The sequence below is a fragment of the Streptomyces inhibens genome (assembly GCF_003389455.1).
Lineage (GTDB): Bacteria > Actinomycetota > Actinomycetes > Streptomycetales > Streptomycetaceae > Streptomyces > Streptomyces inhibens.
Window position 1 is genome coordinate 38,151 of the sequence record NZ_QUAC01000484.1, and the last position, 12,272, is coordinate 50,422.

Sequence of the window (12,272 nt, forward strand, 5' to 3'; positions counted from 1 at the left end):
CGGCATCTACGCGCCCGCCAACCGGTACAACGGCCTCGACGACACCAAGATGGGCCTCATCTCCACCCTCACCGGCGTCAGCCTCGACGCCGTGCGCGCTGCGCACAAAGCCGACCTCGCCGACTGGGCGCGCGAGCAGCAGCTGCGAGACCACCCCGACCTGGCCGTCCTCGACGCAGACCTGGACCGCATCCGGCACCGCCTCTGACCTGCAAGCAGGGAACGGCCGGCCCGCGACGCTGTTGAGGTGAGCCTCAGGCGCGGGCGGCCCGGAGGGTCCGGTGCCCGTCCGGTCCCGGGCGGGCGCCGTTGGGGCGGTGGTGCTCCAGGAGTTGTTGGTAGTACGGCAGGGCACGCGGTCCGGTAACGAAAACCGATAATCCGGTGCGCGAGCGGTAAGAGGATTCCTACGGTTGTCGAGTGACCTCAAGCGATTACATTCTCGGGCTCGTGCGCAAGGCGCTGGACAGGTTTGACGAGGAGCCACTGGAAGTCTCGGTCCGGCGGGCCGTGCGAATCGCAAACTTGGCCGGTGACACCAAGTACGCGGTCCGTCTGGCGTTGGATCTCAGGCCCATTGGTGGAGATCGCGAAACCAACGGTGAGACGTCACGCATGCTGATGGCGGACCCCTCAACCTGGGGGCAGGGGATGGGGCCGGCGGAGAAAGCTCACCACGCGTGGGTGAACGACCGGAAGCATGGCGACGAAGAACTGCTCACCTCTCACTCGCTGGCCGAGCTGGAGTTCTGGATCAAGGAAATCGACGCACTTAAGAAGGAAGGTAAGGCCCTCGGCTACAACCATGACCTGACGATGCGAGAGCGTGCCACTCGGCTGCTCGCTCGAACTCGCCACATAACTTTCGCCTTGCTGTGCTCCTGGGAACGGCGGTTCGGCTACACCAGCATCAACGACTCCATCTTCGGCGGGTACCGGACCAAGGTGGACGAGCTCTTGGCGGAAGGTGCTCCCGAATTGCTACAGCAGTTCAACGCGGTGTACCGGCGACTCCAAGAAGCAGCGGAAACCGCACCCGCCCAGATCGCAACCGAGGAGTTGTCGCAGGCCATTACGACGTGCCGCCGCATCCTGAAAGCCGTTGTCGATCACGTGCTCCCGCCCCAAGAGCAGCCATCGGCCGCAGGCCACAACCTGGACGACGCCCACCACCGCAACCGGCTGTTCGAGTTCACCAAGCAGGCCGTCGAGAGCAGGTCGGCCAACAAACTGACCGAAGCAATGGTCGCCGGCCTCTACGACCGATTCGTAGCCGTTGACACCATGACCAACAAAGGCGTCCACGCAGCGCTGGCCTTCGAAACATCCAATCTGTGCGCCCTGAACACTTACATCGTCTGCGGTGAGATCCTCAGCCTGCACCACCTTCGCAATTGAGGGCCAAGGCAACGCAAGTGCGACTGGGAGCCCATCTGGCGAGCTGGCGCAGGCCCCACTCCGCCGAGGCCCCAAGACCTGACGCCTGCACTGCTCACCAAGGTCCGCTGAGCACCCATGTTCGCGCCAGCTACGCTGAGCTGATGCCCGTCATACCCGCCCTTTTCCGCGAGGCCGAGACCGACCACCCCGCCATAGCCCAGTGGTGCTCGACCATCCTGGCTGGCGACACCGCCCGCCTGCTGCTCCTGGGGCCGCACTGGTCCGGCAAGTCACACACCGCCTACGCCGCGCTGCGCCGCCTCCTGGCCGCCGGCTACCCCGAGGCGGACATCACCGTCCACCAGGCCCTTGAGCTCAAAGGAATCTATGAGCCCGGCATGATCGAGAACTCGACCAGGGTGACGGTGATCGACGATCTGACGGTCTCCGCCGACTTGGCGCGGGAGGCGACAGTGCCGCTGGAGACGGACTCTGCCGATGTACAGGCAATGATGGCGTTGGAGGCGGGAGCGCTGGCGGATGCCATCGCCCGCCTGAGCCTGCTGCCTCGGCGCTCCTGGATCCTGATCGCATCCAGCATCGAGGGGCTCATCGAGACGGTCGGCGAAGAGACCGCCGAACGCCTCCTTGCCGTCGCCGAGCAGGCTGAACTGGCGCAGCGGCCCCGACCGCGCCTGGACTGGTAAGACCACCGGTAAGAATCTTGCACCAGCCGCAAACGGCGGGCCTACTCCGCTGACTTCGCTGGTCGAGCAGACCGGGAAGAGGTGCCGCCAAGGCCCGGTCATGCCTTCGCCCTTCCGTGCCGACTGCCGATCGGAGCCGCACATGACCGAATCTCCCGAAGAAGGCCGCATAGAAGCCGTGCCCACCGAGTACGGCGGCACCACCTTCCGCTCCCGCCTCGAGGCCGACTGGGCCCAGACCCTGAACGGCGCCCGTATCAAGTGGCGGTACGAGCCGGAGACGATCACCCTGCCCTCCGGGGCTGTCTACATCCCCGACTTCTGGCTTCCGGAGATCGGCGTGTGGCTGGAGGTCAAGGGACCGAACGTGCCGCGGATCGAGAAGGCCGCCGAACTCGCCCGGGTGCGAACTTGCTGCTGTGAGCGCGAGTGCACGTGTCGCTGGCCCGGCGGGGAACTCGTGATCGCCGGACGGCAGTCCTTTCCCAGTGATGGCCTGGAGACCGGTCGGCGCCCGCCTGCCGGGTACGTCGCCTGGGACACTCCAGTCGGTCCGTCCGCCTACTACATGACGTGCCCCAGCTGCGACCGTGCCCAGTGGATCACCATGAGACGCCCCTGGCGCTGCCGAGCCTGCCGTGCCGTGGTGGAAGGGTGCACCGTCCTCTACCGCAGCGCGGACCGGCCATTGCGGTTCGTCGAGGGGCTGTCTACCGGCTGGGAACCTCCGCACATGTACGCCCCGCTCGATGTGGAGGAGGACCAGGGATACGCCCCGCGGGACCGAACGACTGGGGCTGACCGTCCGGGGCGCGACTCGGCTAGTCGGCCGGGCTCCTCAAACTGGAACACGCGGCTCTCCCGATGACGTATCGACGTTGGGTCACGCGGCGAGAAGTTCGCCGGCCGCGGTGACGAGCTCCTCGGCGCGTTGCGGAGGCGGGCGCGGGCGGTGTCGAGCGCGGCGTGGTCGGCAACGTTGCGCATCACGTCGGCGGCCTTGGCGGCCCCGACGGGGGAGGGGAGCAGGACGGTGACGCGGCCTGGCATGAACTGCTCGGCACCCCACAGTACGCGGCCCTGTGCCAGGAGACCGCCGGCCGGCTGATCGGCCACGCCGCGAACAACGGCCACGGCCCGATCTCCTGGGTCACCGCCTACGAAGAGGCGTACGGACCGCTGCCGGAGATCTGGTTCACCGACGCCGACGGGAACGTCGACCAGGAGGCCATCGCCCACTACCGCGCCACCGGCACCGTGGTCGCCGAGTGGGACTGCGCACCGATCGGCGGCGACGACGTCGCGCCCGACCGCCGGCCGGAGACGGCCCGCCGGTGACCACCGGCCGCACCACGCCAGCGCCCCGGCCCACCGCCGGGGCGCTGCGCCTCGTCGAGGCCAGCACCACCCGGCCGACGACTGTGGACATCAGCGACTACGCGCGGCAGATGACCGCCCACTGCCCCTACCTCCCCCGTCCCTGCGCGCGGGCCTGACCCGCTGGACGGTCTACCGCGCCGCCGGCGACGCCGAAGCCGTCCAGGCGGAGCTCTTCCACGCGGGCGTCCAGGCTGCGGAGTGGCTGCGGCCTTTGCTGAACCGGCCGCACGGCATCCTGCGGTGCGAGAACATCGTCCTGGTGGGCGAGGTGCCCGGCACCCGGCACCGTGAACTGCTGGCCTGGCCGCACTGGGTGCTGAAGAACCTCTACGGACCGGTCGGGGTGATGTTCGGCAAGTTCTACGCGGGAGAAGAGGAGACCACCGCGGCCGGTCACCGGATCCCGGCCGCCCCTGCCTCGTTCCTCCCCGTGAGAGCCGCCGTCCGTCGCCGCGACCCCCGCTTCCTGCGCGCGACCTCGGACCTGGCCGCCGCGCTCGCCGCAGCCGACGACGACGGCCGCGACGTGTTCGAGCACATCCCCACCGAGTGGAAGGAGATCCGCACATGGGCCCGAAACCTGCTCCCCCCAGCCAAGCCGTCGCCCTCCTCACCGGACACACCGGCGAGCCCGCCCGCGCACAGCTCCTGAGTGACCGGCGCGGCTCCCGGGCCTGGAAGATCCAAGGCCCCAAGGGAGCCGTCGCGTTGAAGGCCAACAACCCCGACGGCGACGACGCCCGCGACAAGGCAGCCGAGATGGCCCAGGAGGACGACCACCTCCTCCGCCTCACCGCCGCCGGCGCCCTCAGCCCCGACTACCGGGTGAGCGCCGGGGCGTGGGAGGGCGGCCGGTGGCTGGCCGTCACCTGGATCGACGGCGCCCCCCTGTGGCGGGCCCTCGCCCTCGCCCGCGGCCCCGAAGGAGACCGCGCCGCGGTCCGCCCCTGGCTCACGGGCATCGCCCGCACCTGGACCGAGCACCTCGCCCGCCTGCACGCCACCGGCTGGGCCCACGCCGACGTCCAGCCCACCAACACCCTCGTCACCCACGACGGCCACGCCGCCGTCATCGACTACGCCCTCGCCTGCGGCCCCGGCAACGAACGCCGCGTCCCCTACCGCGGCGCCCTCACCCACACCACCGCCCCCGAGATCGCCACCGCGATCCTCTCCACCCCCGCCGACACCCACATCCCCGCCCAGCCGACCGCCGACATCTGGAGCCTGGGCGCCTCCCTGTTCTGGTGCTGGACCGGCCACCGCCCCGTCCCCTACGACGACACCACCGACCGGCTGGAGAAGCTGGCCGCCATCGCCAAGACCACCACCACCGCGCTGCGCGACGTCCGGCCCTGGCCCTTCCCCGAGTTCGAGGACGCCATCACCGCGTGCCTGGCCCCCAACCCCGCCAACCGCCCCACCGCCAAGGAGCTGACCACCACATGGTGACCCTGCGCGCCCTGGGCCCCGACGCCGCCGCCGCCCTCACCCGCATCTACAGCGGCGCCTCCATCCAGCACACCACCGGCAAGCCCCTCACCCTCGACCAGGCCCACGAGAAGATCCGCACCGCCCTCGCCCGAGCCACCGAGAACCCCCGCGCGCAGTGGAGCTGGGCCATCGTCGCCACCGACGAGATGATCGGCCTGATCGCCCTGCGGCGACGAACCCCGTCCCTGGGCACCCTCAGCTACATCCTCCGCGAGGACACCTGGGGCAACGGCTACGCCACCGAAGCCGCCCAGCACGTCGTCGCCTTCGCCTCTACCACCGGCCTGGAGCGCCTGGAGGGCATGCACCACCCCGACAACCCGGCCTCCGGCCGCGTCCTGACCAAGACCGGCTTCACCCGCACCGGTACCTGCGACCGGCGCATCGACGATGGAACCACCGCGGCCTACCAGGTGTACGCCTTGCCGTTGCTGTATGCCCCCCTTGGTCGTTGAGGGGATGTTCACGTCCCCCGTGCGAACACAGTGTGGCCCGGCCGGGCGAACAGGCCGGGCCACACTGCTGAGTGCGAAGGAAGGGTTCAGGCCGGCAGGGCGGCGGACTGGAGGTCTGGGACTGACCGCCCGCCCGCGAGACGGCCAGGCCGTCCGCCGCCCACCTCACCGGCCGCCGGAACTGCCTGCGCAGTGGAAGGGCTCGCGTGCCACATCGAGCGCGTTCCGATCGAACAGGCTGTGACAGGCCGACAGGCGCCGAAGACCAAGGAACACGTCGACTACGTGCAGCCGATCCACACCGCTTTCACTGGCGTGGAGTCAGGCTTCGAGTTCGTCGTGTGAACGTCCTGGCGTAGTGCCGATTTGGCTGATGGAAAGACCCAGCAGCAATGCCCCCTCAAGGCCTGAGAGCAGGGAGAACAGCCGGTCCTTCTCTTCCTGGGTTCCCTCGTCGTCGTGCTTGAACTTCTGGAGGCTGGTACGAGTAGCCACGATCACGCGGGCCAGGACGTCGTGGATGAGGGATGGTCCCCAGCCGTTGTCGTGTTCGTTGGCCTCACGAGCCGTGGGGCCGCCGCGGTAGACGAAGCACAGGGCCTCAGCCCGCTTGGTCGGTAGGACGCTGCCATCCTTCTCGTGGGTCAGCAGGGGTTCGTCCGGCAGGTTGGCTTCTATCCAGGCCAGCACTTCCTCTTTGGAGAACGACTCCCTCATAATCCGGTCGATGAGCTCGATCAGGGAGTTGGCCGCCTGGGAGATCCCGTCCTCGGAGTGCGTCAGCGCGTCCTTGGCTCCTCTGATCTTTCTGACGAGTTGCGAGTTCTCGCGCTCCAGCCTCTTAGCTGAGGACTCGACCACCCGACTCCTGATGCTGGTGACGATCTGCGTCAGATCATCGGGCCGCCAGCCGACTAGGTCGTCGGCAGTCGCGACCGTGAGCTGCATAGGGAGCGTGGAGATGATTTTCTCCCCGAACGCCTCGTCCGCCCTTGCGATCAACTGCACAAGCTCAAGACTGAAGATGTCGGGCTGCGATACAGCTTTCCTCTGGTTCTCAGTCATGTTGCTGACCGCATCGCTCCACGCCACGGCGAAAGGCATCAACGCACGGAGCCCACGTCGTGCCGCCAGAGCTACGACCGCGCTGTCCTCTTTCACCGCGCCCACCAAACGTCTGAAGTCGGCAGCCCCCAGTAGCCGAAGTGCGAAGAGCTGGTAGTTCGTTCCCTTGAACGAATTCAGCCAGGATATTGCCTGGTCCTTGTCCTGGATCTGGGAGAGCGTGTAGGCGATTCCCCTCTCCACGTCTGCGATGCCGAACTCGTCGAGGATGGCTTCGAGCCGGTCCTGCCAGGGCTGGGGGCTGTCGGTGTCCATCAAGGCGCGGCACAGAGAGACCAGCAGGTCAGCACCGACGACCGCCGCGTCATCGATGTGCAGGGCTGCGCGGATCTCGGGATCAAGGCGGCGGACGAATTCCGCAATGCGCGATCGACGCTCATCACCAACCACGGGGTCCTGCATGTCCGCCTCGCTCCCCTCATGCGCCATGCACAACTGTTTAGCAATAAAAATACTCGGGCTGAGGCGAGTGCATCACTGGTTTTAGGTACCGTCCGCTTCTCCGCTCTGCTGGTCATAGCAGCTTCAACAGGCAGCCGTACGGCGGCATCTGGCGGAGCCGCAGGCGTGTCGGAACTCTGCGCGGTCGCGGAGGATAGGGATGACCTTTCCGTCCAATGCGGCCGATGTCCTCCCTCGCGGGCAAGGCTCCCAACGCTCCGGTGGCCGGGCGGGGTGGCCGATTGGCCACCGGCCCGCAGCACGGGGGCACGCTTACCCGAGCAGTGGAGTCGGCTGTTGCAGCCAGCCGATGATGTTCGGGCCCGATTGCCCGCGAGCACATCCTTCGGGCTAATCAGCTCCGGTAAGGCGCCCTGACTGGTTCTATGCCTGGCAGCATCCAGGCCCGACTTGTGGACCAGTAGAAGGCACGGCATGAAGCAAACGCTCAACGAACGGCAGCTGGCGGTGCTGGAGTGGGTCGGAAAGGGCTGTCCCGAGGGATCTTGGGCCTCCACTACCTACAAGACCAGTTGCCTGGCCCTGCAAAATCGTGGGCTGGTAACGGTAGCCCGGCGTGGCGGAGTGTGGAACGCGGTGCTGACTGACGCCGGGCGCCATTATCTGGCTCATGGCACCTACCCGGCACCGAAGTCCCCGGCGCGAGTGCTTCCCATCCCACGGCTGCCCCGAGTCACCGCGCCACCTTCGTCACCTGGCGTTCCGCGGCAACCGCGAAAGACGTACACCGATCAGCTCCTGGAAGAGCTGGAGACAGCCGGCGGCAGGATTCTGAAGTCGGGCCCCGACGCCGATGCCTGGTTGAGCCGTGCAGCCTCGGCGAGTAGATCCGGACGGATCCCGAAGACCAAGGAGCTGCAGTGGCGGAGGTGTCGTGAGGGCGTCGAGATCAAGCTCGTGGACATTCCCACGTGGCGCCTGGCAGTGCTGGAACCGGTGGCGGTGCCGTCACGGTTGACCCATCCGCATGCTGTCGTCCGAACGATGCAGAAGGTGACTCAACCCCTCGGGCTGACACGGCCAGTCCAGCAACGCGCTCTACGGATCGTGCACGCCCTCCTCACCGCCGTCGAACGCAACGGCCATACCTGTGCCGCTGGCACCGTAGGCGCGACAACGGTGCCTCACCGCCGCCTTCCGGCTCATCCGCACTTCACAATCAAAGCCCAAGGCCAGACGGTCGAATTCCGAGTGCTGCAGGAGAAGGACCGAAGCGAGCACATTCCGACGGACAAGGAGCTCGCGGAAGCCAAGAAGTCCTCGTGGATCAGGATCCCGCGGTACGACTACACACCCTCCGAGCGGCTGCGCATTGCCCTCAGCGGCGGTCAGTGGCATCACGGGTCCGAGTGGGCTGACAGCAGCGAGTGCCCCTTGGAGGAACAGCTCGCAGAGATCGTCCACGAGATCGGACTGCGCGGTGAGGCGGCCGAGCGTAAGCGCCTGGCCGAGGTTGAGGAGGCGCGGCAGAGGCGCTTGCGCTGGGAAGCTGCGATGGCAGAGGCCCGCGACCAGTACGCCGAGGACTACCGCATCAGGCACTTGGAGTCTCAAGAGGCGGCCTGGCGTCGAGCCACGCGCCTGAGCGAGTATCTGGAGGCCGCCCGCGCACACATGGCGACCCTTCCACCTGGACCGGAAAGGAGGAAGGCCGAGGAATGGATGGAATGGGCCACGGGACATGTGGCGCGTGTCGATCCGATGGTTCAACAGCTTCGGCTTCCCGACATCCCCGAACCCCGAGCCGACGATCTGAAGCCATTCCTCCGAGGCTGGAGCCCCTTCGGCGCCTATTAACACGGCTCGACATCTGCTCTACGGACAGTTCTGTCTATCTGGGGTGGGCTCTCCGTAGGGCGCGAACAACTCTGCTTGCAGACTGTGGGCTTCCTGGTAGACCATCTGGGGTGATATCACTACGGTGAGTGATCTTGCGTGACAGGCCGGGGGTGGGACCTGGCTGGAGTACTTGAGCCAGGCAGAGACGGAGCCCGGCCGGTCTTCGAGGGCTTTCCGGAGCCCAAATCGCCAGAGGTCGTCGTGCTTGCCCCGCCGACCCAGAGCGCTCCCATGCCCACACCCCAGGTGTACCTCCAGTACATCTATGACGCTGACGACTGGGAGGACAAGGAAACCTGATCGGGGAAGGCTGAGGAGCGTGGCAGCAAAGATCCAGGCCGTACCGCGCATCCGTTCAGCGGCCTTGCGTGGTAGCCACACCCTCTGCGGCGAGAGTCTGCGCAACCGGGCAGCCCCACGCCGCGCCCGGTCCGTCGGGTTCGATCGGTACGAGCCCGCACGCCCGGAAGAACGTCCGCCGGTCGGCCTCATCGTCGCCGCCCTGGGGGACCAGGGCCAGGAAAGCGCGGCCGGCATCCTGGGCCCGACGGGCAATCTCGGTGACCAGGGCGTGACCGACCCTGTGACGGCGGTGGGCGTCCGCGCCGGCCATCGTCAGGATCCACGCCTGCTCCCCGGGATGGCCGTGACGCTGCACGGGGTTCGTGGTGGAGCGCACCCGAAGGTTCCACTGATGGTCGGCTTCTAGTTTTCAGTGGTCGGTGTTTTGTTTTCAGTATCGAGTTATGCCTGGTGGTGGTGGGTGGGTTGGTCGTTCACTGAAGGCATGGCGCTGCTTTGGGACTGAAGAGTGCCGCTGAATTGTGGGTGATCCTGATGCTGGGTCTATAGCGGTAGAGGGCTTCGGGATGTGTCTGCATCCTGTGGATGTCACTTTTTGGAGTGATGTCGTGCGGCGTGTCTGCTCGTGTGTCTCGTGGCGGGGCCAGTCTGCGTCTGACAGGTACGGCATGTCAGAGGGTGGGCTGGTGGACGCAGAGGAGGGTCCCGGCTCCTGTGATGCGGTGGTCCCGGCTGGAGTGAGCCGTGAGGTCGCTGTGGGTCGGCTGCTTGTTCTGGATAGTCGGGGTGAGTTGGGTACAGCGCATGTGCGGTTGGTGGCGTCGGCGTTGGGTGTTTCTGAGCGCACGGTGTGGAACTGGCTGTCGGTGGCGCGTCGTGAGGGCAGGACAGGGCCGCGTCCGCGTCCGCGGTTCACTGTGACGCGTGAGATCCGGGAACTTCTCGCGCTGTGGAGTGGGAACGTCTCTGCGGTGCACCGTGAACTTGTCGCCCGTGCGGCGAGGGCTCCTTCGTCGGATCTGGTCCCGTCTCTTTCGGTTCTCCATCGTGCTGTTGTGCGGGATCTCTCTGCGGGGGAGCGGGCGGGACTTCGCTCTGGTGAGGCGGGGCGGCGGCGGTTCGATGTGTTCGGGAAGCGTCCGCCGACGTACCGCAACGCCTGCTGGGAGGGCGATCACAAGCGGGTCCCGGTGCGGGTGGACGTCGAGGGACAGGCGGTGTGTCCCTGGGTGACGTGGTTCATCGATGTCGCGACGAAGGTGATCGTGGGGGTGGCGGTCACTCCGCATGAGCCGGCCCGTGACGCGGTGCTGGCGGCGCTGCGGACGGGTATCAGCCGCGCCGGGCCCTACGGCCCGTGTGGTGGTCTGCCCGGCAGGGTGCGGGTGGACCGCGGCAAGGAGTTCCTTTGCAAGGCGGTGTCGCGGGCGTTGGGCGGTTTCGCAGTGCCGGTGGAGGATCTGCCGGCCTATACGCCATACCGCAAGGGCACCATCGAGGCGCTGAACAGCGCGGTGGAGGAGATGTTCCTAGTTTCGCTTCCCGGCTACACCCGCCGTGCCCGGCCCGTGGGTGTTCATCGCCCCGACGAGGTGGGGGATCTGCTGTCCTTCGCGGACTTCGTTGAGGTACTGCTGGACTGGGTGCGCTGGTGGAACACCGGGCACCGGCCCTCGGGCCTCGCGTCGGGGCTGACCCCGATGGCGGCGTGGGAGGCGGATCCGACCCCGGTGGAGGACGTCCCTGAAGAGCAGCTGGCGTTCTTCGCTCTGGAGGACGACGGCAGGGTGCGGAAGATTTCGACGAGCGGGGTCAGGTGGCGGCGCCGGTTCTACATCGCGCCGTGGATGGTCGGCCATGTTGGTACGCGCATCCGGCTGCGGTATCTGCCGCACTACGACGGACAGGTTGAGGTCTTCTCGGCCGAGCATCGGGACCGCCATCTGGGAACCGCCTATCTGGCCGAGGAGGCGACGCTTGAGCAGCGCAGAGCGCTCGCGTCGGTCAGAGAACGGAAGGCCCGCGCGTTGAAAGCCGACTTGAAGGCGGCGGAGAAGCAGCGCCGTACCCGCTACACGGCCACGACCACGCCGGATGTTCCTCGTCCGCGGCGCGCGGTCACCGGCCAGCAGGCCCAGGCGGAGATCGCCCGCGGGAAGGCGACGGATCTGGCGGCCCGCGCGCTGCCGGACCTGATCCCGCCCCGGGACCCGCCCGCAGACTGGGCCCGCCCGCATCCCGCCCCCGACGCCCGGCTGCGCCCGGGTACCGCGCCGCAGCCCCCGGTGTCAGGCGACGCAACCGGCACTGCACCCGCTTCGCAGACCGAGGAGTGACACCGGATGGTTACTGCTGAACGTAAGGGGCGTCTGCCCGGGGAGCGGGATGATCACTTCATGCGTCTGCCCGGAGCCCAGATCGTCTCCACGCGGGCGCTGCTCACGGCGCGGGAGAACATCCGGGCCGCGATCGAGGCGAAGGCGATGATCTGCATTTACGGGCAGGCCGGGAACGGCAAGTCCTTTGCAGTGAACGCCTCGCTGCGCGAGCTCGCGCCGGCCTTGACCCGCCGGATCCAGTTCCGGGCCCGCCCCTCCACCCGGGACCTGCGCCACGAACTGTTCCACGCCCTCGGCCTGCCGGGCCGGCCGCCGTCACATGCGATCGAGTTCGACCGCATGCTGCGCGGCGCTCTGGAGGAGCCGAGGGTGCTGGTGTGTGATGAGGCGCAGTGGCTGTCGAAGCTGTGCTTCGAGTACCTGCGCTACCTGTGGGACGACACCGCATCCGACCTCACCATTGTTTTCACCGGCGGCAACGGCTGTTTCGAGATGCTGCAGAGCGAGCCGATGCTCGAGTCCCGGGTCTATGCCTGGCAGGAGATCGGCGGCATGCCCTTGGACGAGGTTCTCACCGTCATCCCCGCCTTCCACCCCGTATGGGCAGAGGCGGACCCCGGCCTGATCGCGGTCTGCGACCAGGAGGCCGCGCACGGGAACTTTCGGGCCTGGGCGAAGATCACCCACCACCTGGTGACCGGCCTGAAGGAGACCGGCCGCAAACGGGTGGACGAGGAACTGCTGCGCTGGGCCTACAGCAAGCTGTCCGCCCGGCAGGCCGTCTGACC

General features: G+C 67.5%; 12 protein-coding genes and 1 pseudogene. 12 read left to right on the forward strand and 1 reads right to left on the reverse strand.

The window, feature by feature from the left end; all coding sequences use genetic code 11:
* Positions 1–49: 49 nt before the first annotated feature.
* The 8 genes and pseudogenes from DY245_RS45050 (at position 50) to DY245_RS43130 (ending at position 5,416) form a co-directional block, all read left to right on the forward strand.
* Positions 50–208 carry a hypothetical protein gene (locus tag DY245_RS45050; protein ID WP_181924111.1) on the forward strand — a complete coding sequence of 53 codons (159 nt, stop codon included), beginning with the start codon at positions 50–52 and terminating at the stop codon, positions 206–208.
* 212 nt (positions 209–420) lie between these two features.
* The gene (locus DY245_RS43100) at positions 421–1,398 is read left to right on the forward strand and encodes a hypothetical protein (protein ID WP_128512570.1); all 978 of its coding nucleotides are present in this window, start codon (positions 421–423) and stop codon (positions 1,396–1,398) included.
* 143 nt (positions 1,399–1,541) lie between these two features.
* Positions 1,542–2,087 (forward strand): hypothetical protein, encoded by a 546-nt coding sequence (locus DY245_RS43105; protein WP_128512571.1) that lies wholly within the window; start codon positions 1,542–1,544, stop codon positions 2,085–2,087.
* A 142-nt stretch (positions 2,088–2,229) separates the two neighbouring features.
* The gene (locus tag DY245_RS43110; protein ID WP_128512572.1) at positions 2,230–2,955 is read left to right on the forward strand and encodes a PDDEXK family nuclease; all 726 of its coding nucleotides are present in this window, start codon (positions 2,230–2,232) and stop codon (positions 2,953–2,955) included.
* A 98-nt stretch (positions 2,956–3,053) separates the two neighbouring features.
* Positions 3,054–3,425, forward strand: a complete 372-nt coding sequence (locus DY245_RS43115) for a hypothetical protein (RefSeq protein ID WP_244943631.1) — start codon at positions 3,054–3,056, stop codon at positions 3,423–3,425.
* Positions 3,422–4,119 (forward strand): annotated as a pseudogene (locus DY245_RS43120) (DUF6875 domain-containing protein). The gene DY245_RS43115 and the pseudogene DY245_RS43120 overlap by 4 nt, the downstream one beginning before the upstream one ends.
* Positions 4,035–4,919, forward strand: coding sequence for a protein kinase domain-containing protein (locus tag DY245_RS43125; protein ID WP_128512573.1), 885 nt, complete (start codon positions 4,035–4,037; stop codon positions 4,917–4,919). Before DY245_RS43120 ends, DY245_RS43125 begins: the two are co-directional and overlap by 85 nt.
* The gene (locus DY245_RS43130) at positions 4,913–5,416 is read left to right on the forward strand and encodes a GNAT family N-acetyltransferase (RefSeq protein WP_128512574.1); all 504 of its coding nucleotides are present in this window, start codon (positions 4,913–4,915) and stop codon (positions 5,414–5,416) included. The genes DY245_RS43125 and DY245_RS43130 overlap by 7 nt, the downstream gene beginning before the upstream one ends.
* A 321-nt stretch (positions 5,417–5,737) precedes the next feature.
* Here DY245_RS43130 and DY245_RS43135 read toward each other — a convergent pair whose 3' ends face one another.
* Complete coding sequence (locus DY245_RS43135; RefSeq protein ID WP_244943632.1) at positions 5,738–6,970, reverse strand: hypothetical protein; 1,233 nt, start codon at positions 6,968–6,970, stop codon at positions 5,738–5,740.
* Between the two features lie 447 nt (positions 6,971–7,417).
* Between DY245_RS43135 and DY245_RS45055 the strand changes: the two genes are divergently transcribed.
* The 4 genes from DY245_RS45055 to DY245_RS43155 all read left to right on the forward strand — a co-directional run bounded on the left by DY245_RS45055 (position 7,418) and on the right by DY245_RS43155 (position 12,270).
* Positions 7,418–8,800: a KIAA2012 family protein gene (locus DY245_RS45055; RefSeq protein ID WP_181924112.1), complete on the forward strand. Its 1,383-nt coding sequence runs from the start codon at positions 7,418–7,420 to the stop codon at positions 8,798–8,800.
* Positions 8,801–9,161: 361 nt separating this feature from the next.
* Complete coding sequence (locus DY245_RS43145; protein ID WP_128512575.1) at positions 9,162–9,551, forward strand: hypothetical protein; 390 nt, start codon at positions 9,162–9,164, stop codon at positions 9,549–9,551.
* A 349-nt stretch (positions 9,552–9,900) separates the two neighbouring features.
* Entirely contained in the window at positions 9,901–11,481 is a 1,581-nt protein-coding gene (locus tag DY245_RS43150) for a Mu transposase C-terminal domain-containing protein (protein WP_425329529.1), read from the forward strand.
* A gap of 60 nt (positions 11,482–11,541) precedes the next feature.
* A complete protein-coding gene (locus tag DY245_RS43155; protein ID WP_244943634.1) occupies positions 11,542–12,270 on the forward strand; it encodes an AAA family ATPase in 729 nt (242 codons plus the stop codon).
* The last annotated feature ends 2 nt before the right edge of the window (positions 12,271–12,272 follow it).